The organism is Herbidospora cretacea, from assembly GCF_001570605.1.
GTDB lineage: Bacteria > Actinomycetota > Actinomycetes > Streptosporangiales > Streptosporangiaceae > Herbidospora > Herbidospora cretacea.
On the sequence record NZ_BBXG01000002.1, the window covers coordinates 340,925 to 364,092 of the forward strand.

Annotated in this window: 24 protein-coding genes; 12 read left to right on the plus strand and 12 right to left on the minus strand. The window is 69.5% G+C overall.

What is annotated here, in order from left to right:
* The first annotated feature begins 46 nt into the window (after positions 1-46).
* Genes AW270_RS04155 through manA form a run of 7 tightly spaced genes read left to right on the plus strand, consistent with a single transcriptional unit; the run spans position 47 to position 8,034 of the window.
* Complete coding sequence (locus AW270_RS04155) at positions 47-1,042, plus strand: ABC transporter permease (RefSeq protein WP_061290776.1); 996 nt, start codon at positions 47-49, stop codon at positions 1,040-1,042.
* A complete protein-coding gene (locus AW270_RS04160; protein ID WP_061290778.1) occupies positions 1,039-1,881 on the plus strand; it encodes an ABC transporter permease in 843 nt (280 codons plus the stop codon). Before AW270_RS04155 ends, AW270_RS04160 begins: the two co-directional genes overlap by 4 nt.
* Entirely contained in the window at positions 1,881-2,825 is a 945-nt protein-coding gene (locus AW270_RS04165) for an ABC transporter ATP-binding protein (RefSeq protein WP_061290780.1), read from the plus strand. Before AW270_RS04160 ends, AW270_RS04165 begins: the two co-directional genes overlap by 1 nt.
* The gene (locus AW270_RS04170) at positions 2,825-3,604 is read left to right on the plus strand and encodes an ABC transporter ATP-binding protein (RefSeq protein WP_061290782.1); all 780 of its coding nucleotides are present in this window, start codon (positions 2,825-2,827) and stop codon (positions 3,602-3,604) included. The genes AW270_RS04165 and AW270_RS04170 overlap by 1 nt, the downstream gene beginning before the upstream one ends.
* Positions 3,601-5,964, plus strand: a complete 2,364-nt coding sequence (locus AW270_RS04175) for a glycoside hydrolase family 2 protein (protein ID WP_157521687.1) — start codon at positions 3,601-3,603, stop codon at positions 5,962-5,964. Before AW270_RS04170 ends, AW270_RS04175 begins: the two co-directional genes overlap by 4 nt.
* A gap of 12 nt (positions 5,965-5,976) precedes the next feature.
* Positions 5,977-6,903, plus strand: a complete 927-nt coding sequence (locus AW270_RS04180; RefSeq protein ID WP_061290786.1) for an ROK family protein — start codon at positions 5,977-5,979, stop codon at positions 6,901-6,903.
* A 48-nt stretch (positions 6,904-6,951) separates the two neighbouring features.
* Positions 6,952-8,034, plus strand: a complete 1,083-nt coding sequence (gene manA, locus AW270_RS04185; protein WP_061290788.1) for a mannose-6-phosphate isomerase, class I — start codon at positions 6,952-6,954, stop codon at positions 8,032-8,034.
* Between the two features lies 1 nt (position 8,035).
* Here manA and AW270_RS04190 read toward each other — a convergent pair whose 3' ends face one another.
* Together AW270_RS04190 and AW270_RS04195 are read right to left on the minus strand one after the other, a co-directional pair.
* On the minus strand, positions 8,036-8,254 hold the full coding sequence (locus AW270_RS04190; protein WP_061290790.1) for an RNA-binding S4 domain-containing protein: 219 nt from the start codon (positions 8,252-8,254) through the stop codon (positions 8,036-8,038).
* A gap of 19 nt (positions 8,255-8,273) precedes the next feature.
* Complete coding sequence (locus AW270_RS04195) at positions 8,274-8,774, minus strand: anthrone oxygenase family protein (RefSeq protein WP_063819107.1); 501 nt, start codon at positions 8,772-8,774, stop codon at positions 8,274-8,276.
* A gap of 270 nt (positions 8,775-9,044) precedes the next feature.
* Between AW270_RS04195 and AW270_RS04200 the strand changes: the two genes are divergently transcribed.
* Complete coding sequence (locus tag AW270_RS04200; RefSeq protein WP_218009079.1) at positions 9,045-9,803, plus strand: rhomboid-like protein; 759 nt, start codon at positions 9,045-9,047, stop codon at positions 9,801-9,803.
* 10 nt (positions 9,804-9,813) lie between these two features.
* Positions 9,814-11,574, plus strand: coding sequence for a phosphatidylglycerol lysyltransferase domain-containing protein (locus AW270_RS04205; protein ID WP_061290796.1), 1,761 nt, complete (start codon positions 9,814-9,816; stop codon positions 11,572-11,574).
* Here AW270_RS04205 and AW270_RS04210 read toward each other — a convergent pair.
* The gene (locus AW270_RS04210; RefSeq protein WP_061290797.1) at positions 11,504-12,361 is read right to left on the minus strand and encodes an SRPBCC family protein; all 858 of its coding nucleotides are present in this window, start codon (positions 12,359-12,361) and stop codon (positions 11,504-11,506) included. The genes AW270_RS04205 and AW270_RS04210 overlap by 71 nt on opposite strands.
* On the minus strand, positions 12,358-12,918 hold the full coding sequence (locus tag AW270_RS04215; RefSeq protein WP_061290799.1) for an ArsR/SmtB family transcription factor: 561 nt from the start codon (positions 12,916-12,918) through the stop codon (positions 12,358-12,360). The genes AW270_RS04210 and AW270_RS04215 overlap by 4 nt, the downstream gene beginning before the upstream one ends.
* 93 nt (positions 12,919-13,011) lie before the next feature.
* On the opposite strand from AW270_RS04215, the gene AW270_RS04220 reads away from it, so the two are divergent.
* Entirely contained in the window at positions 13,012-13,881 is an 870-nt protein-coding gene (locus AW270_RS04220; protein WP_061291443.1) for a DMT family transporter, read from the plus strand.
* A 20-nt stretch (positions 13,882-13,901) separates the two neighbouring features.
* Here AW270_RS04220 and AW270_RS04225 read toward each other — a convergent pair whose 3' ends face one another.
* Positions 13,902-14,288 carry a roadblock/LC7 domain-containing protein gene (locus AW270_RS04225; protein ID WP_061290801.1) on the minus strand — a complete coding sequence of 129 codons (387 nt, stop codon included), beginning with the start codon at positions 14,286-14,288 and terminating at the stop codon, positions 13,902-13,904.
* A gap of 15 nt (positions 14,289-14,303) precedes the next feature.
* Positions 14,304-15,140 carry a hypothetical protein gene (locus AW270_RS38465; RefSeq protein ID WP_061290803.1) on the minus strand — a complete coding sequence of 279 codons (837 nt, stop codon included), beginning with the start codon at positions 15,138-15,140 and terminating at the stop codon, positions 14,304-14,306.
* Positions 15,141-15,217: 77 nt separating this feature from the next.
* Here AW270_RS38465 and AW270_RS04235 point away from each other — a divergent pair, with 77 nt between their 5' ends.
* Entirely contained in the window at positions 15,218-15,583 is a 366-nt protein-coding gene (locus AW270_RS04235) for a hypothetical protein (protein WP_061290805.1), read from the plus strand.
* A 36-nt stretch (positions 15,584-15,619) separates the two neighbouring features.
* Here AW270_RS04235 and AW270_RS04240 read toward each other — a convergent pair whose 3' ends face one another.
* The 4 genes from AW270_RS04240 to AW270_RS04255 all read right to left on the minus strand — a co-directional run bounded on the left by AW270_RS04240 (position 15,620) and on the right by AW270_RS04255 (position 18,910).
* Positions 15,620-16,297 carry a hypothetical protein gene (locus AW270_RS04240; protein WP_061290807.1) on the minus strand — a complete coding sequence of 226 codons (678 nt, stop codon included), beginning with the start codon at positions 16,295-16,297 and terminating at the stop codon, positions 15,620-15,622.
* On the minus strand, positions 16,294-17,220 hold the full coding sequence (locus AW270_RS04245; RefSeq protein WP_082801287.1) for a hypothetical protein: 927 nt from the start codon (positions 17,218-17,220) through the stop codon (positions 16,294-16,296). Before AW270_RS04245 ends, AW270_RS04240 begins: the two co-directional genes overlap by 4 nt.
* A gap of 61 nt (positions 17,221-17,281) precedes the next feature.
* The gene (locus AW270_RS04250) at positions 17,282-17,815 is read right to left on the minus strand and encodes a hypothetical protein (protein ID WP_061290811.1); all 534 of its coding nucleotides are present in this window, start codon (positions 17,813-17,815) and stop codon (positions 17,282-17,284) included.
* A 138-nt stretch (positions 17,816-17,953) separates the two neighbouring features.
* Entirely contained in the window at positions 17,954-18,910 is a 957-nt protein-coding gene (locus tag AW270_RS04255) for a TIGR03885 family FMN-dependent LLM class oxidoreductase (protein ID WP_061290813.1), read from the minus strand.
* A gap of 66 nt (positions 18,911-18,976) precedes the next feature.
* On the opposite strand from AW270_RS04255, the gene AW270_RS04260 reads away from it, so the two are divergent.
* Positions 18,977-19,600, plus strand: a complete 624-nt coding sequence (locus AW270_RS04260) for a hypothetical protein (protein ID WP_061290815.1) — start codon at positions 18,977-18,979, stop codon at positions 19,598-19,600.
* Positions 19,601-19,661: 61 nt separating this feature from the next.
* Here AW270_RS04260 and AW270_RS04265 read toward each other — a convergent pair whose 3' ends face one another.
* Positions 19,662-20,144 carry a hypothetical protein gene (locus AW270_RS04265; protein ID WP_061290817.1) on the minus strand — a complete coding sequence of 161 codons (483 nt, stop codon included), beginning with the start codon at positions 20,142-20,144 and terminating at the stop codon, positions 19,662-19,664.
* Positions 20,145-20,222: 78 nt separating this feature from the next.
* Positions 20,223-22,508, minus strand: coding sequence for a rhamnogalacturonan lyase family protein (locus AW270_RS04270; RefSeq protein WP_061290819.1), 2,286 nt, complete (start codon positions 22,506-22,508; stop codon positions 20,223-20,225).
* Positions 22,509-23,168: the final 660 nt, after the last annotated feature.

Genomic DNA, 23,168 nt, shown 5'->3' on the forward strand with positions numbered 1-23,168 from the left:
GCCCTCCTTCTGACGACGAGGGAGGGCCTCCCTAGGGAGAACCCTTTTGCGTCGCTATTTCGGCAGGAAACTCCTCGTCTACGGGCTCACCTTCTTCATGGCCGTGACGGTCAACTGGCTGGTGCCGCGGCTCATGCCGGGCGACCCGGTCGCGAGCATGCTGGCGCGGGCCAGGGTCGCGCAGCCGGAGGCCCAGGAGGCCCTGCGGGTCTACTACAACAACCTGTTCGGCTTCGACCTCCCCTGGTGGCAGCAGTATCTGAACTCGTGGGGGTCGCTGTTCCGCGGCGACTTCGGGATCAGCCTGTGGGCGTTCCCGACGCCGGTCGCCGACCTGCTCACCCGCGCGGTGCCCTACTCGCTCGCGCTGCTCATCCCGTCGATCCTGATCAGCTGGGTGGTCGGGAACCGGCTCGGCGCGCTCGCCGCCCGCCGCAAGATCCTCGACAACACGGTCCTGCCGGTCTCGTACGTCCTGACCGCCACCCCCTACCTCTGGCTGGCCGCCCTGATGGCCTGGGCTTTCGGCATCGTGTGGGGGATCTTCCCGGTGGCCGGCGGCTACAGCTTCTCCATCACGCCCTCGTTCACCTGGGACTTCTTCCTCGACCTGGCGTGGCACTGGCTGCTGCCGTTCGCGTCGCTGTTCCTGGTCGCGCTGGGCGGCTGGGCGATCGGCATGCGCAACGTGATCATCTACGAGCTTGAATCCGACTACGCCAACTACCTGTCGGCGCTCGGCGCCCCGCAGCGGCTCATCCGGCGGTACGCCTTCCGCAACGCGGTGCTGCCGCAGATCACCGGGCTCGCGCTCCAGCTCGGCGTGCTGGTCGCGGGCGCGCTGGTGACGGAGATCGTGTTCTCGTACCCGGGGCTGGGGTCGCTGATCCTGGCGGCCATCCAGAACAAGGACTTCTTCCTGCTGCAGGGCGCGTTCCTGTTCATCGTGCTCGGCGTGCTGATCGCCAACTTCATCATCGACGTGGTCTACGTGATCGTCGATCCGCGCACACGAGTGGGAATGGCGGGTGCCTCGGCATGAGGACGGAGGCGCTCTACTTCGCGGTCCGCAACACGAAGCTGCTGGTCGGAGCCGGGATCATCCTGGTCCTGCTGGGAATCGGGGTCATCGGGCCCTTCTTCATCGACAAGGCCCCGACCGAGTACGTCGGCATGCAGATGCAGCCGCCCGGCGGGGAGTTCTGGCTCGGCACCAACACCTTCGGCCAGGACCTCTGGGCCCAGTTCGTGCACGGCCTGCGGACCACTTTCCTGGTCGGCGCGCTCGGCGGGGGCATCGCGGCGGCCATCGGCATGGTGGTCGGGTTCGTGGCCGGCTACAAGGGCGGCTGGGTCGACGAGATCCTCAACATGCTGACCAACATCATCCTGGTGCTGCCGACGCTGGCCGTGCTGTTCATCCTCAACGCCTACCTGGGCGTCCGGAGCGCGGGCATGCAGGCCCTGTTCATCGGGCTGACGCAGTGGCCGTGGGCGGCCCGGTCGATCCGCGCGCAGACCTTCTCCCTGCGCGGGCGCGACTTCGTCGACCTGGCCCGGCTCAGCGGGGTCGGCTCGGGCCGCATCATCATGCGCGAGATCGCCCCGAACATGAGCTCATACCTGCTGCTCACGTTCATCCTGCTGTTCGGCGGCTCGATCCTGATCGCCTCCTCGCTCGACTTCATCGGCCTCGGCCCGACCGACGCGGTCTCCCTCGGCCTGATGCTGCAACAGGCCCACCAGTGGAGCGCGATGCACCTCGGCCTGTGGTGGTGGTTCATCCCGCCCGGGGCCGGGATCACCCTGATCGTCGGTGCCCTGTACGTCGCCAACGTCGGCCTCGACGAGGTGTTCAACCCGAAGCTGAGGGAGCTGTAGTGACTCTGGAAGTCGACGACCTCAGGGTCTACTACCGGACGTTGAAGGGCGACGTCCAAGCCCTCGACGGTGTCTCCTTCGGCCTCAAGGACGGCGAGATCCTGGGCCTGGCGGGGGAGTCGGGCTGCGGCAAGACCACCCTCGGCAAGGCGCTGATCAGGCTCGACGGCCGGATGAAGCACGTCGGCGGCTCGGTGACGCTCGACGGGGAGACCCTCCCGATCGGCGACGACGTCAGGATGAACCCCTACCGGTTCAAGCAGGTCTCGCTCATCCCGCAATATTCGATGAGCGCGATGAACCCGACCCGCAAGATCGGCCGGATGGTCCGGGAACTGCTCGAATCGCGCCGCGAGAAGCTCGACCTCACCGAACTCCACCACCGCCTGGAGCTCGTGGAGCTGCCCAAGGACGTGCTCGGCAAATACCCGATCGAGCTGTCGGGCGGCATGAAGCAGCGCATGGTCATGGTCATCTCGACCCTGCTCAACCCGTCGCTGCTGATCGCCGACGAGATCACCTCGGCCCTCGACGTCTCCACCCAGAAAGCGGTGGTCACGACGCTGAAGGGCTTCCGCGACCGGGGCTTCGTGAAGTCGATGGTCTTCATCACCCACGACATCTCGCTGACCAACCAGCTCGCCGACACGATCATGGTCATGTACGCCGGGAAGCTGGCCGAGAAGGCCCCGGCGGCCACGGTCGTGAACGCGCCGAAACACCCGTACACCCAGCTTCTGATCTCCTCGCTCCCCGAGGTGGGGGTCCGCTACGCGGACAAGCGCCTCACCGGGATCCCGGGGAACCCGCCGTCGCTGCTGAACCCGGTGGCCGGGTGCCGGTTCCGGGACCGCTGCCCGCTGGCCTTCGACAAGTGCGCCGAGGAGCCGCCGCCGGTCGAGGTCGAGAAGGACCACGTCGTCGCCTGCTGGAAGGCCGCCTGATGCTGAAACTCGACGGGGTCACCAAGGTCTACCGGATCGGTGCGTTCGGCGGGCAGACCATGACGGCGGTCGACGAGGCCGGTTTCGAGATCAAGCCCGGCGAGGTCGTTTCGCTGATCGGTGAAAGCGGCAGCGGCAAGAGCACGATCGGCAAGATGGTGCTCCGTCTTCTTTCGCCGACCGCCGGAACCATCTCCATTGACGGCCACGACATCAAGAAGATGGGCAAACGCGACTACTACCGCAAGGTCCAGGGCGTCTTCCAAGATCCGTTCAGCTCCTACAACCCGGTCTTCAAGGCCGACCGGGTCTTCGGGATGATCCGCGAGGTCTATTTCAAGGGCGTCCCGGACAAGGAGTGGACGGCCAAGATTGAGGCCGCGCTCGACGCGGTCAGGCTGAGCCCGGGGGCGGTGCTGAACAAGTTCCCCCACCAGCTCTCCGGCGGCCAGCTCCAGCGGCTGCTGATCGCGCGGGCGCTGCTGCTCGACATCGAATACCTGGTCGCCGACGAGATCATCTCGATGCTGGACGCGTCCACCCGCATCGACGTGCTCAACCTGCTCGCCGATCTGAAGCTGCGCGGCCTCGGGGTGCTGTTCATCACCCACGACCTCGCGCTGGGGAACTACATCAGTGATCGGACGGTCGTCCTCCACAAGGGAAGGATCGTGGAGTACGGACCCACCGACGCCGTGTTCGAGCAGCCCGAACACGCGTACACGCGCAAGCTGCTGGCGTCGGTGCCGCAACTGCACACGAAGTGGGAGGACGCGTGATCAGGACGCTGCACGAGAACTGGACCGTCACGGCCGTCTCGTCGACCGGGCAGCCACGCCCGGTGGTCGCGGGGCTGGCGGCGACGGTGCCCGGATGCGTGCACACCGACCTGCTCGACGCGGGTGTGATCCCCGACCCCTATCTCGACGACAACGAGAACAAGCTGAAATGGATCGGGCGCACCGACTGGTCGTACGAGACGAGCTTCGACTGGACCGACCCCGGCGACCAGCGGGCCGACCTCGTCTGCGAGGGCCTCGACACGGCGGCGACGGTGATCCTCAACGGCGTGCAGGTCGGCCAGACCGCCAACCAGCACCGGGCCTACCGCTTCCCGGCCCGCCACCTGCTCCGCGAGGGCAGGAACACGCTGAAGGTGCTGTTCGAGGCGCCCTACGGCTACGCCGAGAAGCAGCGGGCCGCGCTCGGCGACCGGCCGGGGGCCTACGGCGAGCCCTACCAGTTCATCAGGAAGATGGCCTGCAACTTCGGCTGGGACTGGGGCCCGACCGTGGTCACCTCGGGCATCTGGCGGCCCATCTACATCGAGACCTGGTCGGGCGCCCGGCTCGCCCAGGTCCGCCCGCTCGTGACTCTGGAAGGTCACGACGGGAAGGTCCGCGTCCACGTCACCGTCGACCGCGCCGCCCAGGCGCCGCTCACCGTGACCGCGTCCGTCGCCGGGGTCGAGGACCGGGTACGCCTGGCGCCAGGCGAGCGCACCGCCGTGATCACCCTGACCGTGCCCGAACCCGACCTGTGGTGGCCTCGCGGCTACGGCGAGCAGGCCCTCTACACGCTGACCGTGGCCGTCGACGACAGCGTGTGGTCGCGCGAGATCGGCTTCCGCTCCCTGGAGCTCGACCGCGAGGCCTTCCGGCTGAAGGTCAACGGGCAGCCGGTGTTCATGAAGGGCTTCAACTGGATCCCCGACGACTGCTTCCCCAACCGGGTGACCAGGGAGCGCGTCGCCGAGCGTTTCCAGCAGGCCGTGGACACCGGCGCCAACACGCTGCGCGTCTGGGGCGGCGGCCTCTACGAGAGCGAGGACTTCTACGCCCAGGCCGACGCCCTCGGCGTCATGGTCTGGCAGGACTTCCCGTTCGCCTGCGCCGCCTACCCCGAGGAGGGGCCGTTCCGGGCCGAGGTCGAGGCGGAGGCCCGCCAGCAGGTCACCCGCCTGTCGAGCCACCCTTCGCTGGTGCTGTGGTGCGGCAACAACGAGAACATCGAGGGCCACGCCGACTGGGGCTGGCAGGACACCCTCGACGGCCGTAGCTGGGGCGCCGGCTTCTATTTCGACCTGCTCCCCCAGATCGTCGCCGACCTCGACCCGACCCGCCCCTACTGGCCGGGCTCGCCCTATTCGGGCAGCCCCGACGCCCCGCCGAACGACCCGTCCCGCGGCACCACCCACATCTGGACCGTCTGGAACCGCGAGGACTACACCTTCTACGGCACCTACACCCCGCGCTTCGTCGCCGAGTTCGGCTTCCAGGGCCCGCCCACGTGGGCGACCCTGCGGCGCGCGGTCTCCGACGAGCCGCTGACGCCGACGTCGAAGGGCGTGCTGCACCACCAGAAGGCCCACGACGGCAACGGCAAACTCCTGCGCGGCCTCGGCGACCACCTGCCCCAGCCCGGGAACTTCGACGACTGGCACTACTACACCCAGCTCAACCAGGCCCAGGCGATGGCCTTCGGCGTCGAGCGCTTCCGCTCGCTGATGCCCTACTGCATGGGCACGATCGTCTGGCAGCTCAACGACTGCTGGCCGGTGACCTCGTGGGCCGCCGTCGACGGCGACGGCCGCAAGAAGCCGCTCTGGTACGCCCTGCGCCGCAGCTTCGCCGACCGGCTGGTCACCTTCCAGGACCCCTCGACCGTCGCGGTCGTCAACGACACGTCCGAGGAGTGGCACGCCGAGCTGTCGGTGGTCCGGCTGACGGTCGCCGGCGAGACGCTGGCGCGCGAGCGCTTCCCCGTCCGGCTCGCGCCCCGATCGGCGATGGCCGTCCCGCTGCCCGCCTCGATGGTGCCCGGCGACGTCGCGAAGGAGCTCCTCAGCGCCTCGGTCGGCGACCTGCGGACCCTGCGGTTCCTCACCGCCGACCTGCCCCAGGCGGCCTACGACGTGACGACGGAACGGCTCGACGACGGTGTCCGAGTGGAGATCACGGCCCGCACCCTGGTCCGCGACCTGGCGCTGTTCCCCGACCGCCTCGACCCGCTCGCGACCGTCGACGACATGCTCGTCACCCTGCTCCCCGGCGAGAGCGCGACCTTCGTCGTGACGGGAGAGGATCTCGTCCCGGAGGCCCTGACGGCCTATCCGGTGCTCCGCTGCGTCAACGAATAGACAGGGGAAACCGTGACCGTCCTGGCGATCGACATCGGAGGTACGAGGTTCGCCGCCGCGACGATCGAGCCCGCCGGGGTGATCACCGCCAGGCTGGAGATGCCGGTCGGCCCCGACCCCACGGCGACGCTGAAGGACCTGGTGGCGCGGATCGTCGTGCCGGGGCTGATCTCCGAAGAGGGGCTGACCGGGGTCGGGATCGGGGTGACCGGGCCGCTCGACGCGGTGTCCGGCACGGTGAGCCCGGCCGGCATCCAGGCCTGGCGGGACTTCCCGCTGGTCAAGACCGTGGCGGGGCTGCTCCCTGGGGTGCCGGTGCATCTCGCGGGCGAGGGGCAGATGATGGCGCTCGGCGAGTGGTGGCGGGGGCCGTTCTCGGAGGGGGCGCTGCTCGGGGTCGTCGTGTCGAGCGGCATCGGGGGCGGGCTGGTGATCGAAGGCCGGCCGCACCTCGGGCCGAGCGGCAACGCCGGGCACATCGGGCACATCCGGGCCGGTGAGGGCTGGGAGTCGTGCCGGTGCGGGGCCGTCGGCTGTGTGGAGACGATCGCGTCCGGGCCGTCGATGGTGCGGTGGGCGCTGGCCAACGGCTGGCAGCAGGTGGTGGAGCCGACCTTCTGGGCCGGGCGGCCGGTCGACGCGCGGGCGCTGGCCGCCGACGCCAAGCGGGGCGTCCCGGTGGCCGTGGAGGCGTTCGACCGGGCCGCGCTCGCTTTGGCCACCGCGATTCTGACGGCGGCGGCCCTGTTCGACGTCGACAACGTGGTGATCGGCGGCGGGGTGGCCGCAGCGGGGTCGACGCTGCTCAACCCGCTGCGCCAGGCGGTGGCCGACCAGGCCGGGCTCGGGTTCCTGCGCCGCCTCCGGGTGGCGCCGACCACCCTGCGGCGCGACGCCGTGCTGTTCGGGGCCGCGGCCCTCGCATTCGGGTGCGAGTGACATCCTGTTGGGACGCACAACCGGTCACCGACTTACGAGGACGTATACGTGGACCTGCTCACCAACCCGATCAAGGACTACAGCTGGGGTTCCCGCACGGCCATCGCCGCGCTGACCGGCCGTACCGCGACCGGACCCGAGGCGGAGATGTGGCTCGGGGCGCATCCGTCGGGCCCCTCGCGGCTTTCCCGGGACGGCGTGGACAACGCGCTCAACGAGATCATCGCCGCCGACCCGGTGGGTGAGCTGGGGGCGGAGGTCGTCGAGCGGTTCGGCGAGCGGCTGCCCTACCTGATGAAGCTCATCGCGGTCGACCAGGCCCTGTCGATGCAGGTCCACCCGACGCTCGACCAGGCGGCCGAAGGGTTCCTGCGGGGCGACAAGAACTACTCCGACCCGTGGCCGAAGCCCGAGATGATCGTCGCGCTGACCCCGTTCTCGGCGCTGGCCGGGTTCCGGCCGGGGCCCGAGGCGGCCGGGCTGGTGGCGGCCCTCGGACTGCCCGCCCTCCAGCCGGTCGTCGACCGGCTGGCCGCCGACGACGTGCTGGGCGCGCTGCGGGTGCTGCTCGAACTGCCCGCCGAGGAGCGGCCCCAGCTGGTCTCCGACGTGGTGCGGGCCTCCGGCGATCCGCTGGTGGCGACGCTCGCGGCCACCTACCCGAGCGACCCCGCCGTGCTCGCGCCGCTGCTGATGCGCCACCACGAGCTGGCTCCCGGCCAGGCGATCTACCTGGGCGCCGGGGTGCTGCACGCCTACCTGAGCGGCTTCGGCGTGGAGATCATGGGCAGCTCCGACAACGTGCTGCGGGCCGGGCTGACCCCCAAGCCGATCGACATCGAAGAGCTGCTCCGCATCACCGACCCCCACGAGCAGCCCGCCGAGATCACCCCCGTCGACGGCCTCTACCTGCCCCACTGCCCCGAGTTCCAGCTCCGCCGGATCGTCCCCGGCGAGGGCCGCGCCCTGCCCGGCGGGGTGCCCCGGATCGCCGTCTGCGTCGAGGGCGAGGTCGTGGTCGACGGGCAGCTCACGCTGCGTCCGGGCGACTCGGCCTTCCACGCGGCCTCGGCCGGCGACTTCGAGGTGGCGGGCACGGGCGTCGTGTTCGTCGCCGAGCCCCGGCAGTAGCTCACCGAGCGGCGACGACCTGGATCTCGAAACCGTCGCCGCTCACCAGGTGGCCGGGCCGGACCTTGAAGCGCTTGCGCAGCTCGACCTCGCCGTCGACCAGCACGTAACCCTCGGCGATCAGGTGTTTGGCCTCGCCGCCGCTCTCCGCGACGGACAGGTATTTCAGCAGGTCGCAGAGCGGGATGAAGTCGTCTTCCAGTTCAAAGGTCTCGCGCACCTCCCCAGCATAGGGACGGTCAGCGGTTGCCCGCCCAGACGAACAGGCCGGCGCCCGTCAGCAGCAGCCCGGCGCAGCTCGCCAGCGTGCGCAGATGGTTCCAGGGAGCCCATTTGGGCGCGAACTCGGCCCAGACCTGGGCGGCCCGCGCCGGGTCGGTGACGTCCCCGGCGGCCAGCAGCGCGTTGTTGAGCGGCACGTTGACGATCATCGTCGGCACGAACGCGCCCAGCACGTACACCGCCACCGCCCCGAAGAACAGCACCGCCGCCGTCCGCTGCCCCGAGCCCAGCAGCAGCACCCCGGCGACCGCCGCGACCAGCGGCGCGCCCATGAACGAGGCGAAGAAGAGCGGGTTGAGGATCTTGACGTTGATCTGCTGCATCGCCGCGACGGCGTGATCGGCCCGCGTGGCGTCGAGCCCGGGGACGACGGAGACGGAGTAGGCGTAGAACAGCCCGGCGATGTTCCCCATGAGCAGCAACGCCAGCCCGGCGACGAAAGCAGTGAGTACAAACATGATCATTCCTGTCTAATGCTGTGTTTGATGGCCGCGCCTCCGGCGCGGCGGGGCTTGGCCGCCTTCATGTCCGGGCCTTCCCTCGTCGCTCCGGTTCGCTTCGCTCTCCTGCGCTCCTCAGTCCAGGCCCGGACGCGGCCAAGCCACGAGTGGCCGGCCTTACGACCACGTCAGACGGTAAAGAACTCAAGTCCCGCCGCGTATCCGACTTCGGGCTGGAGATGCTCCCCCTACGGGGGGAAGCCGGGGTGCGGCATGATCTTGTGTTTGGTGTTCTTGCTGGTCACGCTTGGGTGGTATCTCCTCCGGGGGGTTTCGCAGTGGTCGTCGCGGGCTCGGCGGCTTGTGGAGGTCGGGGGGCCTTACACGCGGTTCGCGCATCAGTGGGTTCTTGCCGCGCCGGCGACGTTCACGTACGTCGTGGTGTTCGCCAGTTCGACGTTGTTGCAGCGGACGGGGCCGCCGGATCTGATCGACGTGCTGACGACTGTGCAGAGCACGAGCCTGGTGCGGTTGTCGGCCGATCCGCTCGTGGTGCTCGCCGACAGTGCGCTCTGGGTGTCGGATCGGGGGGCCTTTCTGACTTTCTACGTGGTCGTTTACGCGACCGTCGTCGCCTGGGCCGAGCAGCGTTACGGGACGCCGCGCATCATCGTCATCGGGGTCTGCGGCCACGTGTTCGGGTCGCTGCTCACGGCGCTCGTGGAGTATCACGCGATCACCAACGGGCTGGCCCCGGCCCGGCTGGCGTTCAGCACCGATGTCGGGGTCAGTTACATCATGGTCGCGGGGGTGGCCGCCGCGGTGGTGCTGATGCGGGGGCGGTGGCGGGCGGCGGGGATCATCACGCTCGCCGTCGGGATCGGCGCGCCCTTGGTGATCGCGGACACGCTCTGGGACCTGGGGCACCTGCTGGCCACCGCGTGCGGTCTGGTGGCCGCGCTGACCTGCCTCCGGATGTCGCCGCCGCGCACTCCACCCGCTTTTGACCTGCGGAGATGGGGTATGTCCCCCTCGGTGACCGACTAAGGGGGAGCGGATGGCGCGGGGTGACGTGCCGCGGGTGGCGTCCGTCGTGCTGACCGTGCTGGCGGTCTATTCGGCGGCCATCGCGATCCTGCCGCCGCTGCGCCGGATGGTGGCGCCGCTGACCGACGCGGTCGACGACTACGTCGTGCCGCTCACGCCCAACCTGGCCTACGCCGCGTTCCTCGGGCTGCTCGCCGGGGCGCTGGCCCGGCGCAAACGGGTGGCCTGGCGGCTGCTGATCATCATGTTCGCGTTCTCGGTGCTGCTCAGCGTCATCTCCACGCCGCTGCTGGCCATCGCGCCGATGACCGAGGTGCCCGACCGCGACCGGATGCTCGACGAGATGATCGTCTCCGGGGTGGCCGCCCTCTTCCTCATCGGCTACCTGTGGTGGGGACGGGCCGAGTTCTACGCCAAGGTGCAGCCCGCCTCGGTCCGCAAGGCGGTGGCCACGCTGATCGGGCTGCTCGGGGTGTCGTACGTCGTCGGCTTCCTGCTGACGATCTTCTTCCCGGGCGATCTGGACCGGTCGGCGCGGGCGATCTGGGTGCTCAGCCGGGTGCTCGGCGGGGTCATCGAGGTCGAGGGCTACGGCCATCCGCCGGCCTGGGTCTCCTTCCTGATCGGGCTGATGAGCGCGGTCGCGCTGCTGGTGGCGTTCACGGTGCTGTTCCGGTCGCAGCGGCGGCGGGCCGTCCTCGCGCCCGGCGAGGAGGAGCGGCTGCGCGCCCTGCTGGGCGAACGCGACTCGCTGGCCTACTTCGCCACCCGCCGCGACCGCAGCGTCATCTTCTCGCCGAGCGGCAAGGCCGCCGTGTCGTTCCGGGTGGTCAACGGGGTCACCCTCGCGGGCGGCGACCCGCTCGGCGACCCGGAGGCGTGGGACCACGCCATCACGGCGTGGACGGACCAGGCCCGCGAGTTCGGCTGGACCCCGGCCGCCATCGGCTGCGGCGCCGAAGGGGCCAGGGCCTACCAGCGGGCCGGGCTCAAGGTGCTCGAACTCGGCGACGAGGCCGTCATCGAGGTCAAGAGGTTCAGCCTCCAGGGGCGGGAGATGCGCGGCGTCCGCCAGGCCGCCAACCGGGTGGAGCGGGCCGGATACCAGCTCCGGGTCCGCCGCCACGGCGACATCTCCCCCGAGGAGATGCGCCTGATCAGCGAACGCGCCGACGCCTGGCGCGACACCGAGACCGAACGCGGTTTCTCCATGGCCCTCGGCCGCCTGGGCGACCCGCTCGACGCCGAGTGCGTGCTGGTGGAGAGCCTCACCAAGGAGGGCGACGAGGCGGCTCTGCTGTCGTTCGTGCCGTGGGGCGAGCGGGGTCTGTCGCTCGACCTGATGCGCCGCGACCGGGCGGCGGAGAACGGGCTGGTCGAGTTCATGGTCGCCGGGCTGGTCAGGAACGCCGGCTGGCTCGGGGTCGAACGGATCTCGCTCAACTTCGCGGTCTTCCGGTCGGCCTTCGAGGAGGGCGCGCGGATGGGCGCCGGCCCAGTGATCCGGGCCTGGCGGCGCACCCTGCTGTTCCTGTCGCGCTGGTGGCAGCTGGAGGCGCTCTATCGGGCCAACGTGAAGTATCGGCCCGAGTGGGTGCCCCGTTTCCTCGCGTACGGGGACACCCGCGACCTCGTCAGGGTGGGCATCGCCTCGGCCATCGCCGAAGGGTTCTTCAAGCCGCCGGGGCTGCCCCGGCTGCTCAGCCCTGGACGAACACCGACCGCCAGTTCGGCTGCTCCAGGTAACGGCGCAGCTCGACCAGCCCGCTGAGCCAGCCGCCCCAGGCGGCGTAGGGCGGCTGGGCGGCGTCGAAGCCGCTCGTCACGAAGGTGAGCGTTGTCCGGCCGCCGGAGCCCGCCAGCTCCCAGCTCGTCACCATGCCGCCCCAGTCGATCGACGCCGAGGTGTCGTCGAGGGCGACGAACCGGGCGGCGTGGTCGCCGGCCGCCTCCAGGCCGCCCATCGCGAACCGGCCGCCGACCTCGGGCTCGATCCCGATCGGGTAGCCGAACCAGCTGGTCGCCTGGTCGGAGTCGGTCAGCGCGGTGCGGACGCGGTCGGCGGGGGCGTCGATGTCGAGCGTGGCGGAGAACTCGCTCACCTTGGCGGTGTAGTCGACCCTCGGGCCCACCTTCCGGCCCTCGACGTGGTCGGCCAGGTTGCCGAGCGCCAGCGCCCAGAAGGTCTCCAGCGCGGCGAGCGGGCTGGCGCTGCCCGAGAAGATGAGCGCCCGGTCGAAGTGGGACTGGGTCACCGCGACCAGCGTCTCGGGGCCGGTCTCGCCGTCGGTCTCGGTGAGCCGGATCTCGGTGGTGGTCTCGGTGCCGTCGAGCGTCCAGGCGAAGACGATCAGGTCGTCGCTCACCTCAAGGACGCGCTGGTGGGGGGCGTCGCCCTCCAGGGTGTGGCGGCCCCAGAAGTCGTAGCGGGCGGGCAGGTCGACCTCGGCGTGCTCGGCGAACCAGACGCGCATCTCGGCGGGGTCGGTCAGCGCGTGGAACACGGTCTTGAGCGGGGCCTGGATGCGGACGGCCGAGGTCGGGGACGGGGTGGTCATGACTCTTCTCCTTGCTGGCTGGGGTAACAGGCCACGACGAGCTTGAAAGGGTCGCCCTCCGCACCGCCGTACTTGGTGAAAAGGGCCTGCAGGGTGGTTTGGAGCTCGGCCAGGAACTGGGGCCGTAGCTCAGGTGGGACGCGGATGTCGCCCGAGACGCCGATCGACGGCAGCTCGGGAACCGAACGGTCGAGTGCGGCGATGTCGGCCTGGACCTCTTCGACCAGGTCGAGGAGGTGGCCAAGGCTGAGTTCGTCGCGGGCCCGGCCCAGGCCGATGTGGCCGACGAGCCGGGGTGAGAGCCAGTAGGACCGGGCGGTGGCCTGGTAGATGCCCTCGGAGATGCCGCGCACCTTCCGTTCGGACACCTGCTCGACCAGCCCGGCCTCCACCAGGCGCTTCACGTGGTAGTAGACCCGCTGCGGGGTCTGGCCCAAGATCGCGCCCACCTCGCCGCAGGTGCGCGGCTCGGCGAGCTGCCGCAGCACGTCGATGCGCTGCGGCTTGAGCAGGGCTTCGGCCTGCTCGATCTCTTCCAGGTACAGGACGTCTCTCATCGCAAAATCAATTTTGTACGTAAAAAACTTCCTTGTCAATAGGCCGTGAAACCGTGGTGCGGGTCGAGCAGGTGTTCCCCTAAAGTGCCCACCGTGCTACAAACCGATCGCAAGGCCCTCATCGCCGCCGGAGTGACCGTCGTCCTGTGGGCGTCCGCGTTCGTCGCCATCAGGCACGCCGTGCTCTCCTACTCCCCTGGAGCCCTCGCCCTCGGGCGGATGCTGGCCGGCACGCTGACCCTCGCGGTCGTCCTGCTGATCCGGCGTGAGGGGCTGCCGCCGCGCGCGGCCTGGCCGGGGATCGTGATCTCCGGCGTCCTCTGGTTCGGGATCTACATGATCGCCCTCAACTGGGGCGAGCAGGAGGTCGACGCAGGCACGGCCGCCATGGTCGTCAACATCGGGCCGATCATGATCGCGGTGCTGTCGGGCCTGTTCCTCAAGGAGGGGTTCCCACGCCGGTTGCTCATCGGCATGGCGGTGTCGTTCGCCGGGGCCGTGGTCGTCGGGTTCTCCATGTCCGAGGGGGGCGGGGCCTCGATCCTCGGCGTGGCGCTCTGCGTGGTGGCGGCGGTGGCCTGGGCGGTCGCGACGATCGTGCAGAAGCCGGCGCTGAAGCACGCCTCCGCGCTCCAGGTGACCACCTTCGGCTGCCTCATTGGCGCGGTCACCTGCCTGCCGTTCGCCGGGCAGCTCGTCACCCAGGCCGCCGAGGCGCCGCTCTCGGCCACGCTGAACGTGATTTATCTCGGCGTTTTCCCAACGGCGTTGGCTTTCACGACCTGGGCGTACGCCCTCGCCCGGACGACCGCAGGGAAGATGGGCGCCACCACCTATGTGGTTCCGGCCATCGTGATCCTGATGGCCTGGGCCCTGCTGGGGGAGACCCCGACCTGGCTCGCCCTGGCCGGCGGCGCGCTCTGCCTGGCCGGTGTGGCCGTCTCACGCCGCAGAACGGCGTGATCGCGGCCCTCCGGGATGCCCTACTTCGACGCTCGGGCCCGCTCGTCGGCGAGCAGGTTGGTCAGCCGCTCCACGGTCGGCCGTGATTCGACGTGGAGCCTGGTCACGTCGAGGCCCTCGTCGGCCAGGATCGCGAGCAGGGCGATGTTGCCCAGGGCGTACACGACGATGTAGCCGCCGCGGCAGCGGATGACCACTTCCCGCAGCTCGTGGAGGCCGACTTCGTAGCCGAAGCGTTTGCCCAGCCCGAGCGTGGCGGCCGACAGGGCCGCCACCGTCTCGGGGGAGACGGTGTCGGTGTCGGCGCCGACGACCAGGCCGTCGACCGTGGCCACGGCCGACTCCATCACCCCCGTCACGCGCTCGCGCAGGGATTGCAGTTCCGACTTCAGAGCGCTCAGAGACATGGTTCTTGACTTTCGTTACTTGCCATTACGGAGGTCGGCGCCCAGCAGTTTGGCGATCTTGCTGGTGCCGGGGCGGCGGCGGGGCAGGTTCGGCGGCCCCTGCTCGTCTTCGACGACCACCACGTTCTCGTCGGTGACCGGCGGTGGAGGAGGGGGCCCGACGGTCAGCAACCCCTGCCCGACCAGGGAGGAGATCTCTTTCAGTACGACGAACAGGCCCTGGCCGAGAGCGAAGGCGATGTCCCGGGGGGTCCGCCGGCCGTTGGCCTTGAGGAGGATGTCGTGGCGGAGCTGATCCGCGTGGATCTTCATCGGCGCGATCGGCTGCACCGCCGTGGGCCGGATGAACGGCGTGACGCCCAGCTCACGCCACTGGCCGGCGATCGCCAGCCGCCGGGCGGTCTCCCTGGCCACCCACTCGCGCGGGACGCCGGGCACGACCGGTAAGGGCGGCGGCACGTCGTTGGGCCCGAGCGCCTCGGGCAGGCTGTCCTCGATCCCGAACAGGGCCATCGCGAAGGCCGCGTCGAACACCGCCGACAGGCAGACCACCTGTAACCCGGCCTCGCCCACGCTGCCCCGCTCGACCAGCTCGGCCGCCAGCCGGCCCAGGGGCGCCCCCGCGGTGTACGCCTCGTTCCAGGCCGCCTCGCTGACCCGGCCCGACCGGATCAGCAGGGATTCCGCTCCGGGCGAGGCGGGAGTGGTCGCGGAGATCACCAGACCCTCGCGGACATGAATGATTCCGCCGGGACTTCCCATGACGCGCAGCAGGTGGAAACCGCTGATGGGCTCGCCCAAACGGAGCAGGGACTCGACGCCCGGGGGGTGAACGAGGTGGTGCGATGACACTTTTGTGCCCTTCACTATCTGAGGCCGCAAGAGTTACCTTATGTCCCTCGAAGCACAACAGCATTGGATTGAGCACCATGAACATCGAAACCGCACTCAAAGAGGCGATGGCCATCGACGGAGCGACGGGCGCCGCGCTCGTCGACTACGGCAGCGGCATGAGCCTCGGCACGATCGGTGGTGGCCGGGAGTTCGATCTTGAGATCGCCGCCGCCGGAAACACCGAGGTCGTGCGGGCGAAGCTGCGCACCATGTCCTCGCTCGCCCTCGACGACGAGATCGAGGACATGCTGATCACGCTGACGAAGCAGTACCACATCATCCGGCTGCTCAAAGCCCCTGGCGGCCAGCTGTTCCTCTACCTGGTCCTCGACCGCGACCGCGCCAATCTCGCGCTCGCCCGGCACAATCTGCGCAACATCGAACGGCAGATGAGCCTGTAAATACCGACATTCCCTAACGGGATGCTTCCCCTCTTTTCAGGCGACCGAATGCGTGATGGTGCCCGAATAAGAACCCGCCACCGCCGATGACGGAATTCTGACAATTACTGTCGGATTCCAGGCGACCGAGGTATTTCCCGCCGCCAATGTCACGGCGAACGCCGTCGTCGTCCCGGTCAGGGCGGCCGCGGTCGCCGCCGTCAACTGCCCCGGGGTGAAGACGCCGACTCCCGAGGAGGAGGTGGCCGGGCCCGACCAGTAGGAGACGTGCGACTTCGCGATCGTCGAGGTGTTGCCGCCGACCGTGGTGGTGAAGTTGGTCGAGCTCACCGTGGCCGTGTAACTCAGCTGGACCAGCAGGCCGCGGTCGTCCGTCACGGTGACCGCACCGAGCTGCGCGGACAGCTGGCCCCCGATCGTGGTGCTGCCGAGCGCTCTGGACGTGGGGGCGGTGATGGCCAGACCGGCGTTGGCCAGCCGTTTCGGTGATCGCTTCGCTGGTTTTCCGGGCGCTTCTGGCTTCGCGCCCACCGGGCTGCCTTGGGCGGGTTCCTCCTGTGTGCCATCCAGGACACCGCCCGAGGTCCCGCCCTCTTCCACGACCAGGGAGGCCCGGTCGTCAGGGGTCACGGGTCCGACCGGATCGCCGGCCGCCCACGCGGGGGCGGCCGTCACGACGGCGGCGACCAGTGCCGCCGTCACGCGCAGTTTCACGGAGTCCTCCGGGCTCGTCGCCAGATGAGGTAGCCACCGCCCGCCACGGCCATGGCCGCTCCGGCGAGCACGACGGGCAGCGGGGGAAGGGCGGGCCCGCTCAGGTCCACGGCGGACATCGTGCTGGCCTTCACGGGGAAGGTGACGGTGCCGCCCGCGGATCGGGTGACCCGTCCGCTCGTCAGTTCCAGGTCCGCTCTCCACGGCCCCACGGGCAGCGCGGGGTCGAGGACCGCCTCGACCGTGCCCACGTCCCTGGGCGCCAGCGTCACGCCGGTCGTGACCTTGAACGGTCCGGCAGAGGTGCCGCCGGGTCCGTCGGAGAGCCGCAGTTCACCGGTCATGTCGACGGCCCGCAGGCCGGTGTTGGTGACCTGCGCCTCCAGGCGGGGTTTCCCGGCCTGGTCACGGCTGGCCCAGATCCTGTCGACGCGGAAGTCGGTCGGCGGTTCGCCGCCGGTCCCGACGTCGAGGTAGACGCGGATGCCGACCCGGTTGTTGATCTGGACGTTCCGCTCCCTGGTCGCCGGGGCGCGCGCCTCGGCCCACATGACGGCGTACCGCTCGCCCTTCCAGGCGGTCCGCGGCACCCGGATGGTGGCCTGGACGACCTTCTCGCCGCCGGGCGGAAGGGTGACCGCCGGCCGGCCGAACGAGATCCACGACGACAGCTCGTTGCCGGTCTGTTCGGGCAGGAACGTGAACTTCTTCTTCTCGATCTGCGCCCCGCCCGGGTACAGCCACAGCGTCTGTGACGTCGGCGAGGTGTTGTTCACGGCGAAACGCCGGTGGATCACTGTCCCCGGCTTCACGTGGTCGACGATGTAGACCCGCGCCCGCGGGTCGTCGGACCTGTCCTCTGGCGCCTCAAGCAGCCGGATCCCGATCTGCCCCTCCGGCTCCGCGGCCGCCTGACCGGTCAAGGGCAGGGCGGGGAGCAGAACCAGGAGGGGCGCGATCAGGATCCGGCGGAGAGCGGCGCGATCACGCCACCGAATGGGTCACCGTCCCCGTGTAAGTGCCGGCGACGGCCGAGTTCGGGACCGTGACGCGCAGGGTGGGGTTCCACGTGACGGTGTTGTTGCCGACCAGCGCGGTGGCGGTGAACGCGGTGATCTGGGTGGTGAGCGGCTGGGCGAGCAGCACGGTGAGCTGGCCGGGCACGAAGGTGCCGACGCCGCTGGAGGAGGTGGCCGGGCCCGAGGCGTAGGCGACGTCGGCCTTGGGGATGGTCTCGTTCGCGGTGCCGCCGCCGGTGGTGAAGTCGGTCGAGGAGACGCGGGCCGTCCATGTGCCGAGCAGGGTGCCGCGCAGGTCGGTGACCGTGACCGGGCCGATCGTGCCCTGGAGGGTCGCTCCGGCGGCGGTGTTGCCCAGGTTGACGCTGGCCGGGGCGGTGATGGTGAGCGCGCCACCGGTGATGGTGAAGGTCACCGTGGTGTCGGCCGCCTGAGCGGGGGCGACAGAACCGATCAGCAGCGCCATGGCCATGCCGATCACATATTTGAGAAACCGCATCGGTCATCCTCACATCGCCCGGAAACACCGGGTTGCGAACAAGTCAGCGCGAGCGTAGATCGCTGACGAGTCCGCTCCCGGTGCTCCGCGCGCAGGTCAGAGGAGTTCTTGACCGATCGCCGGCCCACTCCTGAGCGATCACCCTGTAGTGAGCTCAGGCAGGACTTTCGCGCCGAATGTCTCGATGAACCGGGTCTGCTCCTGGCCCACGTGGTGCAGGTAGACCTCGTCGAAACCGGCCTCGGCGTAGCCCCGGAGCCACTCGACGTGCTGCGAGGTGTCGGCGGAGACGAGCACCGATTTGGCCACCTCCTCGGGGGTGACGAAGCGGCCCACGCTGTCGAACATCTCCGGGGTGTCGAAGTCCCAGCTCCCGGGCGGCCCGACCACGTTCGACCGCCACTGGTCGTGCGCGATCGCCAGCGCCTCGTCCTCACTCGGCGCCCAGCTCACATGCACCTGTACGGCCGCCGGCCCCCGCCCGCCCGCCTCGCGGTAGGCGTTCAGCACGTCGTGCGAATGCGGGCTGTTCACCGTGATCAGCCCGTCGGCCCACTCGGCGACCCAGCGGGCGGTCTCCACGCTCACCGCCGCGCCGATCAGCTTCGGCGGCTCGGCCGGGAGCGACCACAGCTTCGCCCGGTCGACCGTGACGAGCCCGTCGTGGCTGACCTCCTCGCCGTTCAGCAGCGCCCGGATCACGTCGACGCACTCGCGCAGCCGCTGCTGCCGGATCTCCTTGCGCGGCCACCGGTCGCCGGTGACGTGCTCGTTGGACGCCTCACCGGAGCCGAGCGCGGCCCAGAAACGGCCCGGGAACATCGCCGCGAGCGTCCCGATGGCCTGCGCGATGATCGCCGGGTGGTAGCGCTGGCCGGGCGCGTTCACCACCCCGAACCGCAGGGTCGTGGCCTGCAGCGCGGCCCCGAGCCACGACCACGCGAACCCCGACTCGCCCTGGCGGGCGCTCCAGGGCGCGATGTGGTCGGAGCACATCGCCATCGCGAAGCCGGCCTCGTCGGCCAGGCGGACGGCGTCCAGAAGATCGGCGGGAGCAACCTGTTCGTGGGAGGCGTGAAAGCCATAGATCGCCATCGCCTAGGACTACCCCGGCAAGCCATCCGCTATCGGGCGTAAAGCGCCCGGTTCTATCGTGACGGCATGTCCTCAAGATCACTCCTCGCCGGCGCCGCGCTGACCGCGACCGCCCTGCTCACCGTCGCCACCCCGGCCGCCCAGGCGGCGACCGCCCCCGCCACCGTCGCCAAGAACGTCTTCAAGGGCTTCGTCAAGAAGGACCGGAAGGCGATGCTGAAGTGGGCCGCCCCCGACGTCGTCGACAAGCTGCTCGCCTACAAGTACCGCGACCCCGACAAGTTCGCCGGCTGCACCGGAACTGGAATGTGCCGGTTCGTGCACACGAGCGTGAAGGTGCCGGGCGACCTCAACGGCATCCTCATGGTCGTCAAGCACTCCAGGGTCACCACGGTCTACACGTCGCAGCACGTCACCTCGCCCACCACGGTCGCGAAGACCTTCTACCGCTACTGGCAGCTCGGCGCCAAGAACCGCGCCCGCGAGATCGCCACCGCAGGGGCCATCAAGACCCGCTTCGCCGTCAAGTACGACCCGACCGGCGTCCCCTACCACTGGCAGGGCTGCTCCAAGGAGCCGAAGGGCTACAGCTGCGCCTACTCCTACGAGGGCGGCGCCATGTTCCTGCACGTCCGCGGCACCAAGGCGGCTGGCTACTACGTGAACTCCGTGAGCTACATCGCCGACTGAGAAAGCAGAGTGGTCCGGCTGCGGGAGGGGGAGCGCGCCGGACCACTGGCCTGGGGCCGGCCTAGTAGATGCCTTCCTCGATGTTCGACTCGGCGCTGATGGTGGCGCCGTCGCCGTCGATGAACTTCGCGACGATGTAGACCTCGTCGCCGTTGTTGGCCCAGCCGCTGTCCTCGTTGAGGAAGGAGCCCTGGGGCACCTCCCAGCCGTAGTCCAGGCGGATGCCGTCCGGGCCGGCCGTCAGGCCGTAGTCGTCCTTGTACCAGGTGATCGGGCCGTAGATCATCGGGTCGGTGCCCGAGTCGCTGCCGTAGAAGCGGACCTGGATCCTGCCGCCGTGGATCAGGTAGCCGTTCGCGTCGTACTCGTTCATGGGCACGTGGACGCTCAGGTTGATGGTCCGGGCGGCGGGCACGCCGGTGTTGAAGCCGATCTCCAGGTGGGCGGTGATCACCGTCGCCGCCTGGGCGGGCGTCGTGGCCAGGGCGATGACGCCGACGGCGGCCACCGTGGTGGCCGCCAGTCGCTTGAGAATGCCGTTCATGGTGTTGTCCCCCTTGTGGTCTGAGGCGCGTTCGCCTCACCAAGGAGGCGTTCCAGCCCGTTCCACCGGGGGACACGGTCAGCGGACGTAGACGTTCGGCTTGGCCGGGGTCGCCATTCCGTCGCCGATGAAGAAGCTCGGGTGGGGCGGCTGGTTGTAGGCGGTGTTCTGCCAAGCCAGAGCGGTCCGGTACATCGGGTCGTGCAGCAGGGTGTGGATCTTCACGGTGGTCGCCGCAGGGGTCGAGTAGATCCGCAGCGCCCGGTTGTCGCTCGTCGGCCAGACGACCTCCTCGCGCCAGTCGCCGAGGATGTCGCCCGACAGCGACGGCGTGGCCTTGGTGCCGTTGTTGGAGTGGACGTTCGACCCGGTCAGCAGCCTGGTCTCCCCTCCGGTGCCGTACTTGTCGATGCGCACGTCGTCGAGGAGCTCCCGCACCGGGTCGGCGTCCCACCAGGCCAGGAAGTTGATCGACGACGGCTCCCGGCCCAGCGAGGCGCCCGTGGGGGATCGCAGCGTGGTGTCCCGGGCCGACCACGACTCCGCGCCGGGGCTGCCGGCCCAGATGTCGCCCGAGACGCCCCGGCCGTTGTCACCGCCCGACGCGGTCTGCCAGAGGATCTGGCCGGTCCGCGCGTCGGCCATCCAGGAGCCGGGCTTGGAGCTGTCCTCGCTGACCTTGAAGATCTCCAGTCCGGTACGACCCGGGTTCAGATCCCCCACGTGCAGCGCGTCGCCGTGGCCGAGCCCGGTGTTGTAGAGGCCGGTGCCGTTGTCGTTGATCACGGCCGCGCCGAAGACGATCTCGTCCCGGCCGTCGGCGTCGACGTCGGCGATCGACAGCTGGTGGTTGCCCTGGCCCGCGTAGGACGTCGCGTTGTTGGAGTCGAACGTCCACCGCCGGGTGAGCGAGCCGTTGCGGAAGTCCCAGGCCACCACGACCGCCCGGGTGTAGTAGCCCCGGGACATGATCAGCGAGGGGCGCTGGCCGTCGAGGTAGGCCGTGCCCGCCAGGAAGCGGTCGACGCGGTTGCCGTAGTTGTCTCCCCAGTTCGACACCGTGCCGCGCGCCGGGACGTAGTCGACGGTCGACATCGCCGCGCCGGTCTGGCCGTTGAACATGGTCAGGAACTCGGGGCCGCTCAGGACGTAGCCGGAGGAGTTCACGTAGTTGGCACTGCCGTTGCCGATGGTGACGCCGCGGCCGTCGACGGTGCCGTCGGCCGTCTTCATGGCGACCTCGGCGCGGCCGTCGCCGTCGTAGTCGTACACCTGGAACTGCGTGTAGTGCGCCCCGGCGCGGATGTTGCGGCCGAGGTTGATCCGCCACAGGCGGGTGCCGTCGAGCTTGATCCCGTCGACGTAGACCGGGGACGTGACGCCCGACTGGGAGTTGTCCTTGGCGTCGTTCGGCTCCCACTTGAGCACCAGGTCGACCCGGCCGTCACCGTCGAGGTCGCCCACGCTGGCGTCGTTGGCGGTGTAGTTCGAGCCCGGCGGCGTGATCGGCACGTCGAGGTAGCCACTGGCGAACCTCAGCGAGGTCTCCGAGACCGGCCCTTCCGCGCCGCCGCTGACCGCCCTGATCGTGTACGACGCGTCCGCCGCCGCCCCGCTGTCCAGGTAGTTCGTGGAGTTGGAGACGGTCGCCACCCGGGTGCCCGACCGGTAGACGTTGAACGAGGTGTCCCGCGCCTCGGTCCCGAGCAGCCGCCACGAGACGAGGTTCCCGCTGCCGCTGCGGACCGAGATGACCCCCCGGTCGAGGTCCTCGACCTGCTTCGCGCCCGCCGGAGTGGGCGTCGGCGTGGGAGACGGGGTCGGGGTGGGCGTCGGAGTCGGCGAAGGCGTGGGGGTCGGGGAAGGCGTGGGGGTCGGGCTGGGGCTCGGTGTCGGGCTCGGTGTCGGGCTCGGTGTCGGGCTCGGTGTCGGGCTCGGTGTCGGGCTCGGTGTCGGGCTCGGGCTGGGCTGGGTGCCGTTGCAGGCGACGCCGTTGAGGGCGAAGTTCGCGGGGGTGGGGTTGTCGGTGCCGTTCGTCGAGGCGTTGAAGCCGAACGACGTCGAGCCACCCGTCGCGAGCTGCTTGTTGTAGCCCGCGTCGGCCGCGGTCACGCTGCCGCCGCTCTGGGTGAGGGTGGTGTTCCACGCCTGGGAGACCTGCTGCCCGGCCGTGTACGTCCAGGTCAGCCGCCATCCGTCGACCGGGTCGCCCAGGTTGTTGACGGTCACGCCGGCCGTGAAGCCGCCCGGCCACGAGCTGACGATCGAGTAGTCGATCCGGCACGCGACGGCGGCCGTGGCCTGGCCTTGCAGGGCGGCCGTGGCCGCCATCAGCCCCATCGCGATGAGGGCGAAACGTTTCATAGCCGGTCCAATCTGGGGGAGCGTCAACCCAAGACCGTAGAAATCCCGACTCAACCGGTCAATCAATGCCGTGATCGCCGTAATGTCGGCCGAGGTCGTGACTGAAACGTTCACATCGGCTGATTCGGGCGCATGGGTGTTCATGTCGTTTTCCGGCGCTGAATGAATGGTTCAACGGGGTTCATTCGCTGTCGGCGCACCCGGGAAAGCCTGATCTGTCGGCACACGGCGCACCTGTCGGGCGCGGCCGACAATGGTCAGCCGTTCGCCGGGATATCCGGATTTACCCTGCGTACCGAGCCAGAAGAAAGCGGACACAAGCCCACATCTCAGCAGTCGGATTTTTTCTTTGAGAAGGCTGTTTACAGCAGTGATCGCCGGGGGTAGTTCAGGGGTGTCACTAAATAAGGCGCCACCCCCCGGGGCGAAAATCAAATGAGCTCGATAATTGTGGGGGTGTGTTGTGAGCAGACTGATCGACAGAACGTGGGCGATTCTCGTGTCGCTCGCCGTCGCCGTCATCGGATTGTTCGTTCCCGCAGGTACGGCTCATGCCCTGTCGGAGACGCCGGTGCCGGACGTGGTGGTCGACACTCAGGAGACCATCAGCGGGCGTGTCAATCTACCGTGGTGGCCCGGCGATCTCGCGCCGGGCGGAGA

Excerpts from the sequence above, each read along its gene's own strand:
- AW270_RS04260 (WP_061290815.1), top strand. The coding sequence starts at position 18,977 with ATGTCCTCAAGATCACTCCTCGCCGGCGCCGCGCTGACCGCGACCGCC.
- AW270_RS04195 (WP_063819107.1), bottom strand. The coding sequence starts at position 8,774 with ATGTTTGTACTCACTGCTTTCGTCGCCGGGCTGGCGTTGCTGCTCATG.
- AW270_RS04210 (WP_061290797.1), bottom strand. The coding sequence starts at position 12,361 with ATGACCACCCCGTCCCCGACCTCGGCCGTCCGCATCCAGGCCCCGCTC.
- AW270_RS04255 (WP_061290813.1), bottom strand. The coding sequence starts at position 18,910 with ATGGCGATCTATGGCTTTCACGCCTCCCACGAACAGGTTGCTCCCGCC.
- AW270_RS04170 (WP_061290782.1), top strand. The coding sequence starts at position 2,825 with ATGCTGAAACTCGACGGGGTCACCAAGGTCTACCGGATCGGTGCGTTC.
- AW270_RS04160 (WP_061290778.1), top strand. The coding sequence starts at position 1,039 with ATGAGGACGGAGGCGCTCTACTTCGCGGTCCGCAACACGAAGCTGCTG.
- AW270_RS04235 (WP_061290805.1), top strand. The coding sequence starts at position 15,218 with ATGAACATCGAAACCGCACTCAAAGAGGCGATGGCCATCGACGGAGCG.
- AW270_RS04225 (WP_061290801.1), bottom strand. The coding sequence starts at position 14,288 with ATGTCTCTGAGCGCTCTGAAGTCGGAACTGCAATCCCTGCGCGAGCGC.
- AW270_RS04250 (WP_061290811.1), bottom strand. The coding sequence starts at position 17,815 with ATGCGGTTTCTCAAATATGTGATCGGCATGGCCATGGCGCTGCTGATC.
- AW270_RS04215 (WP_061290799.1), bottom strand. The coding sequence starts at position 12,918 with ATGAGAGACGTCCTGTACCTGGAAGAGATCGAGCAGGCCGAAGCCCTG.
- AW270_RS04205 (WP_061290796.1), top strand. The coding sequence starts at position 9,814 with ATGGCGCGGGGTGACGTGCCGCGGGTGGCGTCCGTCGTGCTGACCGTG.
- AW270_RS04270 (WP_061290819.1), bottom strand. The coding sequence starts at position 22,508 with ATGAAACGTTTCGCCCTCATCGCGATGGGGCTGATGGCGGCCACGGCC.
- AW270_RS04265 (WP_061290817.1), bottom strand. The coding sequence starts at position 20,144 with ATGAACGGCATTCTCAAGCGACTGGCGGCCACCACGGTGGCCGCCGTC.